Origin of the sequence: Nonomuraea roseoviolacea subsp. carminata, from assembly GCF_024172185.1 — a bacterium.
GTDB classification, from domain to species: domain Bacteria; phylum Actinomycetota; class Actinomycetes; order Streptosporangiales; family Streptosporangiaceae; genus Nonomuraea; species Nonomuraea roseoviolacea.
This window is the reverse complement of sequence record NZ_JAMZEC010000001.1, coordinates 8,349,021-8,365,489: the sequence shown is the minus strand read 5'-3', so window position 1 is coordinate 8,365,489 and position 16,469 is coordinate 8,349,021. Positions and strand designations below refer to the sequence as shown.

General features: G+C 72.0%; 14 protein-coding genes. 8 read left to right on the top strand and 6 right to left on the bottom strand.

What is annotated here, in order from left to right; genetic code table 11:
* Positions 1 to 378: 378 nt before the first annotated feature.
* A complete protein-coding gene (locus HD595_RS38845) occupies positions 379 to 939 on the bottom strand; it encodes a hypothetical protein (RefSeq protein ID WP_253778136.1) in 561 nt (186 codons plus the stop codon).
* A 38-nt stretch (positions 940 to 977) separates the two neighbouring features.
* Between HD595_RS38845 and HD595_RS38840 the strand changes: the two genes are divergently transcribed.
* Together HD595_RS38840 and HD595_RS38835 are read left to right on the top strand one after the other, a co-directional pair.
* Positions 978 to 1,652, top strand: a complete 675-nt coding sequence (locus HD595_RS38840; protein WP_253778133.1) for a TetR/AcrR family transcriptional regulator — start codon at positions 978 to 980, stop codon at positions 1,650 to 1,652.
* A gap of 406 nt (positions 1,653 to 2,058) precedes the next feature.
* Entirely contained in the window at positions 2,059 to 2,409 is a 351-nt protein-coding gene (locus HD595_RS38835) for an STAS domain-containing protein (RefSeq protein WP_253778131.1), read from the top strand.
* Here HD595_RS38835 and HD595_RS38830 read toward each other — a convergent pair whose 3' ends face one another.
* The 4 genes from HD595_RS38830 to HD595_RS38815 all read right to left on the bottom strand — a co-directional run bounded on the left by HD595_RS38830 (position 2,410) and on the right by HD595_RS38815 (position 7,219).
* Positions 2,410 to 2,847, bottom strand: a complete 438-nt coding sequence (locus HD595_RS38830; RefSeq protein WP_253778129.1) for an ATP-binding protein — start codon at positions 2,845 to 2,847, stop codon at positions 2,410 to 2,412. It lies immediately after the preceding gene.
* A gap of 458 nt (positions 2,848 to 3,305) precedes the next feature.
* Positions 3,306 to 4,550 (bottom strand): esterase/lipase family protein, encoded by a 1,245-nt coding sequence (locus HD595_RS38825; protein ID WP_253778127.1) that lies wholly within the window; start codon positions 4,548 to 4,550, stop codon positions 3,306 to 3,308.
* Between the two features lie 214 nt (positions 4,551 to 4,764).
* Positions 4,765 to 6,369, bottom strand: a complete 1,605-nt coding sequence (locus tag HD595_RS38820; protein ID WP_253778126.1) for an ABC-F family ATP-binding cassette domain-containing protein — start codon at positions 6,367 to 6,369, stop codon at positions 4,765 to 4,767.
* Between the two features lie 160 nt (positions 6,370 to 6,529).
* Positions 6,530 to 7,219: a GbsR/MarR family transcriptional regulator gene (locus tag HD595_RS38815; protein ID WP_253778124.1), complete on the bottom strand. Its 690-nt coding sequence runs from the start codon at positions 7,217 to 7,219 to the stop codon at positions 6,530 to 6,532.
* A 163-nt stretch (positions 7,220 to 7,382) separates the two neighbouring features.
* Here HD595_RS38815 and HD595_RS38810 point away from each other — a divergent pair, with 163 nt between their 5' ends.
* The 4 genes from HD595_RS38810 to HD595_RS38795 are packed head-to-tail and all read left to right on the top strand — an operon-like array spanning position 7,383 to position 11,327.
* On the top strand, positions 7,383 to 8,591 hold the full coding sequence (locus HD595_RS38810) for a cytochrome P450 (RefSeq protein ID WP_253778122.1): 1,209 nt from the start codon (positions 7,383 to 7,385) through the stop codon (positions 8,589 to 8,591).
* Positions 8,588 to 9,556, top strand: coding sequence for an ATP-binding cassette domain-containing protein (locus HD595_RS38805; RefSeq protein ID WP_253778120.1), 969 nt, complete (start codon positions 8,588 to 8,590; stop codon positions 9,554 to 9,556). The genes HD595_RS38810 and HD595_RS38805 overlap by 4 nt, the downstream gene beginning before the upstream one ends.
* The gene (locus HD595_RS38800; protein ID WP_253778118.1) at positions 9,553 to 10,311 is read left to right on the top strand and encodes an ABC transporter permease; all 759 of its coding nucleotides are present in this window, start codon (positions 9,553 to 9,555) and stop codon (positions 10,309 to 10,311) included. Before HD595_RS38805 ends, HD595_RS38800 begins: the two co-directional genes overlap by 4 nt.
* Positions 10,312 to 10,319: 8 nt before the next feature.
* A complete protein-coding gene (locus HD595_RS38795) occupies positions 10,320 to 11,327 on the top strand; it encodes a hypothetical protein (protein WP_253778117.1) in 1,008 nt (335 codons plus the stop codon).
* 12 nt (positions 11,328 to 11,339) lie between these two features.
* Here HD595_RS38795 and HD595_RS38790 read toward each other — a convergent pair whose 3' ends face one another.
* Positions 11,340 to 11,789, bottom strand: coding sequence for an Lrp/AsnC family transcriptional regulator (locus tag HD595_RS38790; protein ID WP_253781444.1), 450 nt, complete (start codon positions 11,787 to 11,789; stop codon positions 11,340 to 11,342).
* A gap of 162 nt (positions 11,790 to 11,951) precedes the next feature.
* On the opposite strand from HD595_RS38790, the gene HD595_RS38785 reads away from it, so the two are divergent.
* Both HD595_RS38785 and HD595_RS38780 read left to right on the top strand, forming a co-directional pair.
* Entirely contained in the window at positions 11,952 to 15,320 is a 3,369-nt protein-coding gene (locus HD595_RS38785) for an indolepyruvate ferredoxin oxidoreductase family protein (protein ID WP_253778115.1), read from the top strand.
* 2 nt (positions 15,321 to 15,322) lie between these two features.
* Complete coding sequence (locus tag HD595_RS38780) at positions 15,323 to 16,459, top strand: acyl-CoA dehydrogenase family protein (protein ID WP_253778113.1); 1,137 nt, start codon at positions 15,323 to 15,325, stop codon at positions 16,457 to 16,459.
* Positions 16,460 to 16,469 lie beyond the last annotated feature (10 nt).

Below are 16,469 nucleotides of genomic sequence, written 5' to 3'. Positions count from 1 at the left end.
GTATCCGGACATCGGCAGGGCGGAGTCGACAGCCGCGGCGGGGCCGGGGTTCAGCCGCTGCCGGGCCGTCAACGTGATCGGGACTCCGTCGTCGCCGGTCACCTCGACCACGCCGGCGGACACGGTCCGGCCCTGACCACGGTGATCCCGGCCGGATCGAGCCGGCCGACCTGATCGTCATCCCTCCCCTGCGAGGCGCGGGAATCCCGGCGGTCCAGCACCGAGGCCGCGTCGAGACCGCCGGTCACGCCTCGCGCGCTCCCGCGATGCCTTCGTCGGCATGCAGGCCCAGCAGGAGCATCGGCGACGTTCTCCCCGACCGGGCCGGCCCCGATGATGACGACGTCGTCAGCATTGTCGTGATCGCGGCCGTCCATGTCAGTCACCCTTCACGGCGCGGCCGAGGCGGAGGGCTGAGATGAGGAAGAAGATGCCCCCGGCGACGGCGTAGCCGGCCGCGTTGATCAGTGTCGGGTCGGCCGCGGAGGCACCGAGGATGAACGACGCGCCGGCGAGGACGGAGATGCCGCCGCTGATGATCATCGGCCACTGGCCGCCCATCTTGCGGCGAGTGACCCCCACGATCAGCTGGATCAGCCCCGCCACGACCGCCCAGGCGCCCCACACGCGCAGCACCGCCGGGATACCCGACATGCAGGCGATGGCCACGCCGATGGCGGCGACCAGGCTGACCGCCATGTTCACGTACAGCAGAGCAGGTGATCCGGTGGTGCGCGAGGCGCGGGCGTCGACGATGGCGGCGGCCACGTCGAACAGCGGGTAGAGCACGAGCAGAGTGACCGCGAGCGGGCCCAGGTTCGCGGCGGTCGTCAACATCACGAGGGCCCAGACGCCGGCGAACACGAACCGGACGAAATACAGCCGCCGCAGCGCGGACGCGGTCCCGGAAATGCCGGGCGAAGCAGCGATGGAGCTCATGGTGATCCCTTCAGAGTTCGAGCGACGAGGAGACTGCCTTGCTCGTTCCGGGAAGGCGCTCCCGGCACACGGGCGCCGCTGTCGGCCTGGCGGCCCGCGACCAGGGCAGTCAGCGGTCCGAAGGCCGGCCGTCGCAAGCGCGGTCCCGGCTGCTCGACACGGCCACCCGGCTCTTCTACGCGGAGGGCATCCACGCCGTCGGCATCGATCGCATCGTCGCCGAAGCGCAGGTGACGCGGGCCACCCTCTACCGGCACTTCCCCGGCAAGGAAGACCTCGTCCTCGCGTACCTGAACGAGGTCGACCGAGCCATGCGGGGTCAGGCGGACGAGGCCATCGCCGCCGGACTACCGGCAGCCGACACCATCCTCGCCCTCAGCAGGTCCATCGCCCAGACCATCCAGTCCCCCGGCTTCCGGGGATGCGCCTTCCTCAACGCCGCCGCCGAGCATCCCGACCCCCGGTCCGCGGTGCACAAGGCCGTGCTCGCCCACCGCCAATGGTTCCTGGAAACCGTCACGGAACGGCTGGCCAAGATCCAGGAGACCGGCGCCGAGTCCGCCGCCCGGCACTTCGTGATGATGCGCGACGGTGCCATGGCCGCCGGCTGCCTGTTCGACCCGGTGCTGATCTGCGAGACCTTCCTGCGCGGAGTCGAGAGGCTCCTCCAGGTTTATGCCGCCACCGACTACAGCGGACCGGCAGGCGCCTGAAGCGGCGGGCCTCCATGCGAGCGACGGCCTCGGCGTTCCACCTCTACGTCCACCAGGACCCGGTCTTGCTCGGCGAGCGCGCGCCCTTCGGCCGCCGTCAGCACGGCCAAGCCCTGAGCGCCGAAGCTCGATCCGTCAGTCAGCGGCCTTCCGCTCGACGGCCGGGCGTCCTGTACGTCCTGATGAGCGTCAGCCCGTCTCGATGCGTAGCTCTGGACGCGGGACCCGACGCCGCCAACCCCGATGGAGGTTGCCCCGTCCCGGAGCACCGCATCGCCTCACCCTGGCCGGTTCAGGACTCTCTTGTGTGGTGGGGGTAGGACACGTGACGACAGGAGGCCCTGACGCCGCCGGCGACCGCACAGCGCGGTCGAGGCGGGTACACGCATGGAGATGAACGCCCGGGATGGGACAGCTTTCGATCGGTGTGGATCGGCGCGCCGGCTTCGTGCTGGTGCGCCTGGGAGGCGAGATCGACCGCAACACGTGGGCATCGCTGGCCCAGACTTTCACCCAACTGCTGTCGGCCGAGAGGCCGAGAATCGTGGTGGACGCCGCGGAGCTGCGTTTCTGCGACTCCAGCGGACTGTGGGAGTTGATCAGTGCGCAGCGCCGGGCCGAAGCGGCGGGCGGGAGCTTGCGCCTGATCGGCGTGCACGGCGTCTTGGCCCGGCTGTTGACGATCACGCGGCTGGTGGACCGCTTCCCGCCCTATTCCGGCTTGGAGGAGGCCTCCCGATGGCCGGAGGGGCGATGATCACGACTCAGCCTTCCGCGAGCGCGGCGGCACAGAGGGGGTGGACGGCTGGTAGCGCATGTACAGGCGCAACCGGGCGTGGCCATCCGGATGGTCCAGGACAACCCGGTCGCACAGCCGCCGCATCATCCACAGACCGTATCCGCGCAGGGCGGCCGGGGGCAGACCGTCACCATGCCGGTACAGATGCCCCTCGCTCAGCGTGCCGGCCGGATCGATGATCTCCACCCACACGCTGGACGAGTCAGCGCGGGCGACGATCCTCCCGCTGCCGGCGCCGTGTTCCAGCACGTTGTCGGCCGCCTCGTTGACCGCCAGCACCAGATCATCCAGCCGCTCTGCGGCCAGGCCGGCAGCGGCGGCGAAGGCTTCGATCCGCCGGCGCAGCATGCTCAGGTCTGCCGTGATCTGACAGTGCAGCACCTCCCCGTCGCCCACGCCCGCCTCCTCCCCCCTGGCCGGGACGGCGGACAGAGGGCTTCCCCCAGGAGCGTGCTCTATGCGCCGAATGCCGCTCCGCCAGACCTTTGGCGTGGATTGTATGTTCGGCGCCCAACCCCCGCAGGGCACGCTGCGCCGCGCAAGCCTCGACGCGCGGCGGACCCCGCGCGTCCGTCCGAATGGCCCGACGCGCGGCACGGCCACCACCACCGCGGAGCACGCCGCGCTGCTGTGCGACCTGGTCGACCGGAGCGCCACGCTGCGGGCCCGCGGCGCGGCCGCGCCGGAGATCCGAGAGGACCTCGACGACGGCGCGCTCCTGACCTGCCTCAGCGTCACCGACCGCGCGACCATGACCGGCCGCCCGGCGAGGCCGGCGAGATGGCGAGGCCGGCGAGGCCGGCGAGGTGGCGAGGCCGGCGAGGTGCTCCCCCGCCCGGCCTCGCCGGAGGCGGTCAGCCGAGCCAGCTCGCGACCTGCGACTCGACCGCGGGGTACCAGCCGAGCTGGAGGTGGTTGGCGCCGGCCACGAGCGCGGTGCCGGCCACGGTGCCGACACCCGCCGTGGAGAGGGCACTGCTCACGAACACCACGCCGTCGCTGGGGCCGCGGTTCTCGTTGTAGATGCCCACGACGCTCGGCGAACCGCCGGCCAGCAGGTACGTCGCCACCGACGCCGGCACGCCCGCCTGCCGGATGCGGGAGATCAGCGAGCCCGCGTCGATCGCCGCCTGGATCCCCGGCCCCGAGGTGTAGAAGCCCTGCCCGCCGTAGTACGTGGTGTACCAGTCCTGCTGCGTCTGGTCGACGCCGTACGCGCCGTCGAAGCGCGCCAGCATCTGCCGCTGCCCCGGATAGCAGTCGAACCCGCCGACCGGCACGAAGGAGAACTCCGGATGGTAGGCGTCGAGGCCGTAGCAGGTCATGTGCGTGTGCGGCGCGGGCGAGTTGACGCCGCCTCCGCACTCGCTCCAGATCGAGAAGTCGTGCGCCCAGCCGTGCGCGAACGGGTAGTCGTACCCGCCGTTCGGGCCGCCCAGTGTGATGAGCTTGCGCACGTCGCCGGCGTACGGACGGCCCCAGCTCGGCTTGACCGACGACGCGTACATCCGCGCCGACATCATCCCCTTGCTCCAGCCCACCAGGTCCACGGCGGGCACGCCGAGCTTGGACTTGATGATCGAGACCGCGTCGCCGACCTCCTGGGCCTGCATCAGGTTGTCGCCCTCCTTGTGCGCGAACCCGATCGCGAAGACCCGGTACCCGGCGTTCGCCAGGTGCTGCATCATGCCGGTGCTCGGGCAGCTCGAGGCGCCGCAGCCGAAGCCGCCCGACTCGCCGGGGTTGGCCCACGCCCGGTCCGGGTTGTCGTTGGCGCCGTGCACCAGCAGGACCGGCGTGGTCTTGGGATTGGTGTTCCATCCAGGGGCGTGGTACAGCAGGAACCGGCCGGAGAACGGCCGCTTGACGCCGCCGAAGAAGGTCAGGCGCTGGCCGTCCTGGTCACCGCGGCCGTCCGGCGGGTAGCTCTCCTGGGTGAAGCCCGGCGTGGTGTCCAGGTACCTCTCCACGCTGGACCAGCCGTTCGCGACGCTGGTGTACGTCGCTTCCAGCGTCAGGTACGACGGCGTCGCGGCCTGGGCCGCGGTCGGCACCAGCAGCGCGGCCAGCATCACCGCGACCGTCCATAAGCAGCGCATGGGGCTCCTGTTCACAGGGTTGCGAGATGCCGCCGCGCCCGGGCTCGCCCCCGCGGCGGCGGCACCCGGGAACGCCCGCCATCGTCACCGCATCGCCCCGGCCGTTCCAGCGCCGCCGGTCACACCTTTCGCGCACCGAGGGTGTGCGGGCGGCACACCCACCGGCTCCGTCGGAGCGCCTCCCGCGCCAGGGCGGGCACATCCCGTGGCGGAGTCAGGCGAGGGTGACCAGGTCGCGGTAGTCCTCGCTCCACAGGTCCTCGTCCGCGCCGGGCAGCAGCAGGACACGGTCAGGACGCAGCGCGTCGATGGCGCCCTGGTCGTGGGTCACCATCACGATCGCTCCCGGGTAGGAGCCGACTGCGGCGAGGACTTCGTCGCGGGAGGCGGGGTCGAGGTTGTTGGTCGGCTCGTCCAGCAGCAACACGTTCGCTCCGGAGTGCACCAGCCCGGCCAGGGCCAGTCGGGTCTTCTCCCCGCCGGACAGCACCCCGGCGGGCTTGCTCACGTCGTCGCCGCCGAACAGGAACGCGCCCAGGACCTGCCGGGCTTCGCCGTCCGTCAGGTGCGGGGCGGCATCGGTCAGGTTCTGCCAGACCGTACGATCAGGGCGCAGGACATCGTGTTCCTGGGCGAAATAGCCCAGACGCAGCCCGTGCCCGCGCACCACCCGCCCGGAGTCCGGCCGCTCCTCACCGGCCAGGATGCGCAGCAGGGTGGTCTTGCCCGCGCCGTTGAGACCGAGCACGACCAGGCGGCTACCCCGGTCCACGGCCAGGTCGACCCCGTCGAGGACCTGGTGGCCCCCGTAGGACTTGGCCAGGCTGACCGCGCCCAGCGGTATCCGCCCGCACGGGGCCGGCTCGGGCAGCCGGATTCTGGCCACCTTCTCGATCCGGCGAGCCGGTTCCAGTTCCGCGAGCATGCGGTCCGCGCGCCGGGCCATGCTGCGGGCCATGACGGCGGTGGCCGAGCGGGCCTTCATCTTGTCCGCCTGCGCGTGCAGCGCGGCGGCTTTGCGCTCGGCGCTCGCCCGTTGCCGCTCCCGTCGCCGCCGGTCCGCCTCGCGCTGGGTCAGGTAGGCGTCCCAGCCGGTGTTGTGGATGTCGATGGTCGCGCGGGTGGCGTCCAGGTGGAAGACCCGGTTGACGACCTTCGAGATCAGCCCGATGTCGTGGCTGATCAACACCAGACCGCCCTGGTGGCCCTGGAGGAAGGTACGCAGCCAGACGATCGAGTCGGCGTCCAGGTGATTGGTCGGCTCGTCGAGCAGCAGCGTGCCGCCGTGGCCGGCGAACAGGATCCGGGCCAGCTCCACCCGGCGGCGTTGCCCGCCGGAGAGGTTGCCGACCGGCTGGGTCAGCACCCGGTCGGGCAGCCCGAGTCCGGCCGCGACGCGAGCGGCCTCGGCCTCCGCGGCGTACCCGCCGCCGGTCTGGAATGCGGCCTCCGCGCGGGCGTAGGCGTTCATCGCCCGCTCCAGCGCGGCAGGCCCGGTGGCCGCGGCCATCGCGGTCTCGGCCGCGCGCACCTGGCGCAGCGCCCTGTCCAGGCCGCGGGCGGACAGGATCCGGTCGGTGACGGTCACGGCCGGGTCGGCCGCGCGCGAATCCTGGGCGAGGAACTCCACCGCCCCGGTACGGCTGATCGTCCCGGCGGCCGGCTTGGCCGACCCGGCCAGGGCGGTCATCAGGGTGGTCTTGCCCGCGCCGTTGCGGCCGACCAGGCCGATGCGGTCACCGGGGGACACCGTGAAGGAGATGTTCGAGAGCAGCAGGCGGGCACCCGCGCGCAGCGCCACATCGCGAACGGTGATCATGTTGTTACGCTCCGAGCAAGCTAGAGGACACACTTCTGGCGTGGAAGCGGGTCCTCAGCTAGGAAACTCGGGGCGTCGACATGCCCCCCATGCTAGTCGGATCCGCCGGCGGACATGCCGGTGATCGACCACGAGGCGGCGTTCGAGGCCGGCCCGACCCTCATCCCGAACGATCTGGCGCACCGGGCGGGAGGTCGCGCCAGCGTTCGGCCGACGCCAGGAGGTCCAGGCTGATCCGCTCCAGGAACGCACCGCCCCTGGCCAGGCGGCGCCCCACGGGCGTGTCGAGCCCCAGCGCCTCCCCCGCCGCCTTCGCCGTCTCGGCTGCCGTGAGCGTCTGCCGGGCGCTGATCACCGTCGAGTGGTACCAGGTGTCGTCGTCGAGCACGTAGATGTCACGCCGTCGCCGCGGATCACGTTCGCGTCTGATCAGGCTCTGCCGGGTCAGGTAGCGCACTGCCATGGAGATCGAGGCGGGACTGACCTTCAGCCCGTGCGACAGTTCGGCCGCGGTGAGCCGGCCGTCCTCGCTCAGCCACAGGGCGATGAGCACGCGGGCCATCATCTTCGGCAGGCCCATCCCGATCACCATCTCGACGGCTCCCTGTTCCACCTCGAAGACCTTGCGGTCCCGGGGTTCGGCCGCGGGCGAGCGGGCCGGGGCGCCGCGCCGTGCCCGCCGCGCCGCCGCCTGGTGCGCCCGCTCGGGCCGGTAGTCGCCCGGGCCGCCGTTCCGGCTGACCTCGCGGCTGATCGTCGAGGTCGGCCGGTCCAGCCGCCGGGCGATCTCGGCGTAGGAGCGGCCTTCGGCCAGGCCGGTCGCGATGCGCTGGCGGTCCTGGCGGTTCAACCTTCCTTCTGGCATGACGACATTGTTGCGTTCGTCCTCATCACAATGCAACGCTTCATTGCATTCATCTTCACAGTCAACGCATCAATATATCAGCTTTGACCTGCGAGTATGTGCTTCCATTGATTGACAGAATTTCTGAAAGCAACGTAGCTTTCAAAGCATGTCGAACACGTACTATCGCGACGAGCCGGTCGCTCTGTCCCTCGACCGCGCACCCGCCTGTCCCCTCGATCCCGCCCCTTCGCTCACCGCCCTGCGCGCGGAGCGGCCGATCGCCCGCCTGGCCGCGCCCGAGGGCGCCCCCGGCCTCTGGGTGATCACCGGATACGACCTGGTCCGCCGGATCCTCGCCGACCCGCGCTTCAGCTCCCGTTACGAGACCCACTACCACCCTCTGGCGGGCGGCCACCTGCCGCCCGCCCCCGTCGGCGACCTGACCGGCCTGGACGCGCCCGAGCACACCCGCCTCCGCAAGCTGCTGACGGGCAAGTTCACGGTCCGCAGGATGAACCTGCTGACCGAGCGGGTCACCGAGATCACCCGTGAGCGGCTCGACGCGATGGAGCAGCAGGGGCCGCCCGCCGACCTCGTCGAGGTCTTCGCGCAGCCGGTTCCGGCGCTGATGATCTGCGAGCTGCTCGGCGTGCCGTACGGGGACCGCGATCGGTTCCAGAGCTTCACCCGGGTCCTGTCGGACGCCGGGACCGCCGAGGCGCAGTACGCCGCGTTCGCCGAGCTCGGCGCGTACCTGCGGGAGCTCGCGCTCGCCAAGCGGGCCCAGCCGACCGACGACCTGCTCAGCGACCTGGCCACCAGTGGCGACCTGACCGACGAGGAGCTCGGCGGCGTGGCCGCCTTCCTGCTCGGCGCCGGGCTCGACACCACCGCCAACATGCTCGCGCTCGGCACCTTCGCCCTGCTGCGCGACCCGGCCCAGCTCGCCGGCCTGCGCGGCGACCCCGACCTGGCCGCCGGGGCCGTGGAGGAACTGCTGCGTTACCTGTCCATCGCCGCCACCGGCATGCGCGGCGTCCTGGAGGACGTGGAGCTCGGCGGCAGGCAGCTCAAGGCAGGAGACACCGTCATCATCGCGATCAACGCCGCCAACCGGGACCCGGCCAGGTTCGCCGACCCCGACACGCTCGACCTGCGCCGCTCGGCCGCCGGGCATCTGGCCTTCGGCCACGGCGTCCACCAGTGCCTCGGCCAGCAGCTCGCCCGCATCGAGATGCGCGTCGCCTTCCCCGCGTTACTCACCCGCTTCCCGACGCTGCGGCTCGCCGTACCGGCTGAAGAGCTGTCGCTGCGCACCGACCCCTCGCAGGTGTACGGCCTGCACAGCCTGCCCGTCACCTGGGATCGGGGATGAACGCGATGCGAACCGTCGTCTCCGTGACGGGGCTGCGCAAGTCCTACGGCGCCCACCGCGTCCTGGACGGCGTCGACCTCACCATCCCGCAGGGCACCGTCTTCGCGCTGCTCGGCCCTAACGGCGCGGGCAAGACGACCACGGTGCAGATCCTGTCCACCCTGATCAAGCCCGACGCGGGCGAGATCCGGGTGGCCGGGCACGACCTGGCCAGGGAACCCGACGAAGTACGCGCCGCCATCGGCGTCACCGGCCAGTTCTCGGCGGTCGACGGCTTCCTCAGCGGCGAGGAGAACCTGCGGCTCATGGCCGACCTGCTCCACCTCGGCCGGGCCGAGGGCCGCGCCCGCGCCCGCGAGCTGCTGGAACGCTTCGACCTCACCGACGCCGCGCGCAAGCCCGCGGCCACCTACTCGGGCGGCATGCGCCGCCGGCTCGACCTCGCCATGACCCTGGTCGGCACGCCCAAGCTCATCTTCCTCGACGAGCCGACCACGGGCCTGGACCCGCGCAGCCGCCGCACCATGTGGCAGATCGTCAGGGACCTCGTCCGGCGGGACGGCGTGAGCATCTTCCTGACCACCCAGTACCTGGAGGAGGCCGACGAACTGGCCGACCGCATCGCCCTGCTCAGCCAGGGCCGGCTGGTGGCCGAGGGCAGCCCGGAGGAGCTCAAGCGCATGGTCCCCGGCGGCCACATCGTCGTGCGCTTCGCCGACCCCGACGGCTACCGCAGGGCGGCCGGCCACCTGGGCGCCACCTCCGGCGACGACGCGGGGCTCACCGTGCAGATCCCCGACTCCGGCGGAGTCCGGACGTTGCGCGAGCTCCTGGAGTGGCTGGACACGCATGCCATCGACGTCGCCGAGCTGTCGGTGCACACCCCCGACCTGGACGACGTCTTCCTGACCCTGACCCAGGAGCCCTCGGCCCAGAGGCCCTCGCCCAAGGAGCCCTCCCGATGAGAGCGATCACCGACTCGGTGACGATGACCCGCCGCCAGATCAAACACCTCTGGCGCTACCCCACGCTGATCCTCACCTACACCGGCGTCCCCGTGGTGTTCCTGCTGCTGTTCGTCTACGTCTTCGGCGGCATCATGGGCGCGGGCATAGGCGGCGACCGCGCCACCTACGTCGGCTACCTCACCCCCGGCATCATGGTCACGACGATCGCCGGCGCCGCGCAGGGAACCGCGATCTCGGTCGCCATCGACATGACCGAGGGCATCGTCGCCCGGTTCAAGACCATGGCCATCGCCCGCGTCTCGGTGCTCACCGGGCACGTGCTCGGCGCGCTCGTGCAGAACTTCGTCGCGATCGCGGCGGTGACCCTGGTGGCCGTGCTGATCGGCTTCCGGCCGTCCGCCTCGGCGCTGGACTGGCTCGGGGTGGTCGGCGTGCTGGCCATGTTCGCCTTCGCCATCACCTGGCTGTCGGTCGGGCTCGCCATGGTCACCAAGAACGTGGCCACGGCCAGCAACCTGCCGATGCCGCTGATGCTGCTGCCGTTCCTCGGCAGCGGCTTCGTGCCGACCGAGTCGATGCCGGGCGTGTTGCGGTGGTTCGCCGAGCACCAGCCGGCCACCCCCGTCATCGAGACGCTGCGCGCGCTGCTGACCGGGCGTCCGGCCGGGGCCGGCTTCCTGGAGGCGGCCGCGTGGAGCGCGGGCATCGCCCTGCTCAGTTATCTGTGGGCCCGCAGGAGCTACAACCGATGAGGACGGACGTGTTCCCACGCATTCTTCCAGCACTTGGCCTGCTGGTTCTCGCGCCGCTGGTCGGCGAGTACCTGCTGGGCAACATCGCCGTCAACGCCCTGCCGATGATCGTCGGGCTGATCCCGCTCTACGGCGGTGGCGCGCTGCTGATCCGCGAGGTCGCCCGCCGGTGGCGGCTGGGGTGGCCGGGGATCATCCTGCTCGGGCTCGCCTATGCCGTGATCGAGGAGGGCCTGCTCACCCGTTCGCTGTTCGATCCCGACTACGTCGGGCTGCGGTTGCTCGACTACGGGTTCATCCCGGCGCTCGGCATCGGCGCCTACTGGACGGTGTTCGTCCTGGCCATCCATGGGGTGTGGAGCATCGCGGTGCCGATCTCGATGGTGGAGGCGGGCTCACGGCGGCCGGACACGCCCTGGCTCGGCAAGGTGGGCCTCGCCGGGTCGGCCCTCCTGTTCCTGGCAGGCGGCGCGGTGCCCATCGCGCTGGCGAGCCCGGCTGCCCTCCACCCGTTGTCGGCCGCGCAGATCACCTGGACGCTGATCACGGCCGTCGCCCTGGTCGTCGCCGCGTTCCTGTCCGGTCGACGCCGCCGTCCCCTCCGTCCCGCGCACGCTGACGGCGCGGCCACGCCGCCCGGCCCGTGGACCGTCTTCGCGATCACCATCGCGGCCGGGCTGGCGTTCTGGATTCCCAGCCTGCTCGCCATGGTGGGGATCCGGCTGGAGTCCGTCGTGCCCGCGTGGCTCACGGTCGGCTGCTACCTCGCGCTCTACGCCACGATGGCGCTGCTCGTCCTGCGCTGGTCCCGGCGCACGGGCTGGGGCCCCTGGCACACGTTCGCCCTGGGCGCCGCCGGTTTGGTCACCTACGCGTGGCACGGCTTCCCTCAGCCGCCGAGCTTCCCGGCGCCCGCCGATGTGGACCTCATGGGCAACGCGCTCTTCGCGCTGGCCGCCCTCGGGCTGCTCGCCCTGGTGGCGGTACGGCAGCAGCGACTCACCACGAGCCGGTGAACTCAGCAGGGCTCAGCGGGTGCGCGGCGCCAGCGCGTCGCGCGTCCACGAGCCGAGCACCAGCAACGTCTTGGTGCCGTTCACCTCGCCGGCCCTGCGCAACCGGTCGATGACCTGCTGCAGGTGCCCCAGGTCGCGTACCCGCACGTGGATCAGCGCGTCGGGGTCCCCGGCGATCGTGAACACCTGCTGCACCTCCGGAACGTCCGTCGCCGTCCGGACGATCTCGCTGACCGGGGTCGTGCCGGGATAGCGCAGCTCGGTGAACGCCTCGATGCCCCATCCGAGCTTGGCGTAGTCGATCTGCACGGTGAACCCGGTGATCACGCCGAGCTCGCGCAGCCGGTCGACCCGCCGCTTGACCGCGGCCACCGACAACCCGACCCGCTCGGCCATCTCCGAGAACGTCCTGCGCCCGTCCTCCCGCAGCAGCCGCAGCACGTGGTGATCGATCTCGTCCATGTCGGGCACGCCGGACCTCCTCCGTCGCAAAGTACATCAGCTCTGAGGCCAGAATCCTCCTGATGTTTGCGTCTTCGCCACACTTTTTCGTCTGATCCTTGCGCACCGCCGGTCCGCGTTGCTGTGCTTGGGGTCCCCCACGTACGAAACCAGGAGGTCAGCGTGAGCGAGACGCCCGTGTCGCTCGACGACAAGTACACGGCACGCGACGGCCGGGTGCTCATCTCGGGCATCCAGGCCCTGGTCCGGCTGACGCTGGAGCAGCGCCGCCTGGACGCCGGACGCGGGCTCGACACGCGGGTCTTCGTCTCCGGCTACCAGGGCTCGCCGCTGGGCGGCGTGGACCTGGAGATGGGGCGCGCGGCGCGGTTCCTCCAGGAGGCGGGCGTGGTGTTCCAGGCCGGCCTCAACGAGGAGCTCGCCGCCACCTCCGTGGCCGGGACGCAGCTGCTCGGCCAGGTGCCGGGCCGCCGCCACGAAGGCGTGACGGGCTTCTGGTACGGCAAGAACCCCGGGCTCGACCGGGCCGCCGACGCCATCAGGCACGCCAACCTGGCCGGGACCGCGCCGCTCGGCGGCGCCGTGGCCTGGATCGGCGACGACCCCGGCTGCAAGTCCTCCACCGTGCCCAGCTCGTGCGAGCCGATGTGCCAGAGCCTGTCGATGCCGCTGCTGGCGCCCGGCTCGGTCGCGGAGATCATCGAGTTCGGGCTGCACGCGGTGGCCCTGTCCCGCGCCACCGGGCTGTGGGCCGGCCTGAAGATCGTCGCGGACGTCGCCGACGCCTCCGCCACCGTGGACCTCGGCCCGCTGCGGGCCGGCATCCCGGCGCCCGGCCGCGACCAGAGCACGCCGAACCCCGTCGTGCTCGGCCCGGCCGCGCTGGACGCCGAGCACGACATGCTCACCCGGCGCCTCGACCTGGCGCGCGAGTACGCCCGCGCGCACGGGCTGAACCGGGTCATGTCCGGAGCGGGCAACACCGCCCTCGGGATCCTGGCCTCCGGCACCACGTACGCGGTCGTCCTGCGGGCCCTCGCGGACCTCGGCCTGGACGAGGCGGCCATGGACGAGCTCGGGCTGCGGCTGATCAGGCTGGCGATGCCGTTCCCGCTCGCGTACGAGGACCTGGCCGCCATGACCGCCGGTCTCGACCGGGTGCTGGTCGTCGAGGACAAGGTGCCGTTCCTGGAGGGACATCTCAAGCAGGCGCTGTACGGGAGCGAACATCCCCCGGCGGTCTCCGGCCGGGATCTGCTGACCGCCCGCGGAACCCTGGGCGCCGAGGAGGTGGCCAAGGCCGTCGCCGCCTGCGTGGGCCGGGACAGGCTGCCGCGCCAGACCGTACGGGTGGCCAGGCGGGCGCTGCCGATCGTCGCCGCGCGCACCCCGTACTTCTGCTCGGGCTGCCCGCACAACGCCTCCACCCGCACGGCCGACGGCACGCTGGTCGGCGTCGGCATCGGCTGCCACGCCATGATCGCGCTGGACGGTCACGGGCGCGGCACGCAGGTCGGCATCACGCAGATGGGCGGAGAAGGCGCCCAGTGGATCGGGCTGGCGCCGTTCACCGACGACCGGCATTTCGTCCAGAACCTCGGCGACGGCACCTTCCATCACTCCGGTTCCCTGGCGATCAGGGCCGCCGTCGCCGCCGGGGTGAGCATGACGTACAAGCTGCTCTACAACGACGCCGTGGCCATGACGGGCGGCCAGCGGGCCGAGGGCCGCCTGGACGTGCCCGCGCTCACGCACGAGCTGGCCCTCGAGGGCGTGCGCCGCATCGTGGTCACCACGCCGGAGCCGGAGACGTACCGAGGGGTGCGGCTGGCCTCGATCGCCTCCGTGCGCCACCGCGACGACCTGCAGGAGGCCGAGCGGGAGCTGGCCGGGCTCGACGGCGTGACCGTGCTGATCCACGACGACCGGTGCGCGGCCGAGGAACGGCGGCTGCGCAAGCGCGGCAAGCTGCCCACCCCGGTCAGGAAGGTCGTGGTGAACGAGCGGGTCTGCGAGGGGTGCGGCGACTGCGGCGACGTCTCGACGTGCCTGTCCGTGCAGCCGGTCGAGACCGAGTACGGCCGCAAGACCCACATCCACCAGCCCTCCTGCAACTCCGACCTGAGCTGCCTCAAGGGCGACTGCCCCTCGTTCCTGCTGGTCGAGCCGGGAACCAGGCCCGCGCGCGAGGTCCCGGCCCTGCCCGTGGACCCGCCGGAGCCCGTCGGCAGGCCCGAGGAGGCGCTGATCAGGATGCCCGGCATCGGCGGCACCGGCGTCGTGACGGTCTCGCAGATCCTGCAGATGGCCGCCCACCTCGACGGGCTGCACGCGGCCGGGCTGGAGCAGACCGGGCTCGCGCAGAAGGGCGGCCCCGTGGTCAGCGACGTGCGGATCTCCAAGCAGCCGGTCAGCGGCTCCGTGCGCGCCTCGCGCAACCGCGCCGACGTGCTGATCGGGTTCGACCTGCTGGGCGCGGCGGCCGACGGCAACCTGGAGGTCGCCTCGCCCGAACGCACCGTCGCGGTGCTGAACACCTCCGTCGTGCCCACCGCCGCCATGGTGATCGGCCGCGTGCCGGTGCCGGGGCACGCGAGCGCGGTCGCCCGCGTCGAGTCCGCCGCCCGGCGCACCGTGTGCCTGGACGCCCACGAGCTGGCCGAGGCGCTGTTCGGCGACCACATGCCGGCCAACCTGCTGCTCGTCGGGGCCGCGTACCAGCACGGCTGCCTGCCCGTGTCCGCCGACGCCATCGAGCGGGCCATCAGGCTCAACAGGGCCGCCGTCGAGCAGAACCTCGCCGCCTTCCGCTGGGGCCGCGCCGCCGTGGCCGACCCCGAGGCGGTCCGCGCGGCCGTCCTGCCCGCCGCCGAGGAGCCGGCCGCGACGCTGGAGGACGTGGTGAACGTCCGCGTCGGGGACCTGACCGGCTACCAGAACGCGGTCTACGCCCGCACGTACGCCGCGGACGTGCGCCGCGTCACGGCCCTCGCCGTCGAGCGCGCCGGAGAGCAGGCCGGGACGCGGATCGCCCTCGCCTACGCCCGGGGCCTGCACAAGCTGATGGCCTACAAGGACGAGTACGAGGTCGCGCGCCTGCACCTCGACCCCGTCGAGCGGGCCAGGCGGGAGCGGGAGTTCGGCCCGGACGCCGTCGTGTCGGTGCTGCTGCACCCGCCGGTGCTGCGCGCGATGGGCATGAAGCGCAAGATCGAGCTGCGCCGCTCCGCGCCGGTGCTGTTCCGGGGGCTGCGGGCCGCGCGAGCGCTGCGCGGCACGGCGTTCGACGTGTTCGGCCGGGCGCAGGTCCGCCGGGTCGAGCGCGAGCTGGTCGCCGAGTACCGTGATCTCGTGCGTGCCGCCCTGAACCGGCTGACCCCCGCGACCGCGGAGGTCGTCACGGAGATCGCCGGCCTGCCCGACCTGATCCGGGGGTACGAGGACATCAAGCTCGCCCGGGTCGCCGAGTTCCGCGAGCGCGCCAGGACCGCGATGGCGCGGCTGGACGAGCCCGCCCTGATCGAGGAGTGATCGTGACCGTCGACCGTCTGCTGCCCGGCCAGGACGCCAAGGACCTCATCGAGCTGACCCGCGAGATCGCCGACAAGGAGCTCGCGCGGCGGGTCGACGAGCACGAGCGCGCCGAGACGTACCCCTCGGGGCTGTTCGCCACGCTCGGCGAGGCCGGGCTGCTCGGGCTGCCGTATCCGGAGGAGTTCGGCGGCGGCGGGCAGCCGTACGAGGTGTACCTGCAGGTCATCGAGGAGCTGGCGATGCGGTGGGCGTCCGTCGCCGTCGCGACCAGCGTGCACACGCTCGCCTGCTTCCCCGTCTTCGCCTACGGGACGGCGGAGCAGCGGGAGAGGTGGCTGCCGGACATGCTGGCCGGGCGGCTGGTCGGCGGCTACAGCCTGTCCGAGCCGCAGGCCGGCTCCGACGCCGGGGCGCTGACCTGCAAGGCCGAACGGGTCGCCGACGGCTACCGGATCAGCGGCAACAAGGCGTGGATCACGCATGGGGGCATCGCCGACTTCTACGCCCTGTTCGCCCGTACCGGTGAGGGGTCACGCGGCATCTCCTGCTTCCTCGCGCCCGGCGCCGCCGACGGGCTCACCTTCGGGCGTCCCGAGGAGAAGATGGGCCTGCACGCGGTGCCCACGACCGGCGCCCACTGGGACGGCGTGGTCCTGGAGCCCGACCGGCTGATCGGCTCGGAGGGGCAGGGGCTGCAGATCGCGTTCAGCGCGCTCGACTCCGGCCGGCTCGGCATCGCCGCCTGCGCCACCGGCCTCGCCCAGGCCGCCCTCGACGAGGCGGTGGCCTACGCCAAGGAACGGCGGACGTTCGGCAAGCGGATCATCGACCATCAGGGGCTCGGGTTCCTGCTCGCGGACATGGCGGCGGGGGTGGACAGCGCGCGGGCGACGTACCTGGACGCGGCCCGCCGCCGCGACGCGGGCCTGCCGTACGGGCGGCAGGCGTCCGTGGCCAAGCTGGTGGCCACGGACACGGCCATGAAGGTCACGACCGACGCGGTCCAGGTCTTCGGCGGGTACGGATACACGCGCGAGTTCCGGGTCGAGCGGTACATGCGTGAGGCGAAGATCATGCAGATCTTCGAGGGCACCAACCAGATCCAGCGCTTGGTGATCAGCCGCCATCTCGCCTGACGTCGCCCCC

What these genes read in the sequence shown, in the direction of transcription:
- HD595_RS38825 (WP_253778127.1), bottom strand. Translation starts at nt 4,550, where the DNA reads ATGCGCTGCTTATGGACGGTCGCGGTGATGCTGGCCGCGCTGCTGGTG.
- HD595_RS38845 (WP_253778136.1), bottom strand. Translation starts at nt 939, where the DNA reads ATGAGCTCCATCGCTGCTTCGCCCGGCATTTCCGGGACCGCGTCCGCG.
- HD595_RS38790 (WP_253781444.1), bottom strand. Translation starts at nt 11,789, where the DNA reads ATGGACGAGATCGATCACCACGTGCTGCGGCTGCTGCGGGAGGACGGG.
- HD595_RS38820 (WP_253778126.1), bottom strand. Translation starts at nt 6,369, where the DNA reads ATGATCACCGTTCGCGATGTGGCGCTGCGCGCGGGTGCCCGCCTGCTG.
- HD595_RS38805 (WP_253778120.1), top strand. Translation starts at nt 8,588, where the DNA reads ATGAACGCGATGCGAACCGTCGTCTCCGTGACGGGGCTGCGCAAGTCC.
- HD595_RS38800 (WP_253778118.1), top strand. Translation starts at nt 9,553, where the DNA reads ATGAGAGCGATCACCGACTCGGTGACGATGACCCGCCGCCAGATCAAA.
- HD595_RS38835 (WP_253778131.1), top strand. Translation starts at nt 2,059, where the DNA reads ATGGGACAGCTTTCGATCGGTGTGGATCGGCGCGCCGGCTTCGTGCTG.
- HD595_RS38810 (WP_253778122.1), top strand. Translation starts at nt 7,383, where the DNA reads ATGTCGAACACGTACTATCGCGACGAGCCGGTCGCTCTGTCCCTCGAC.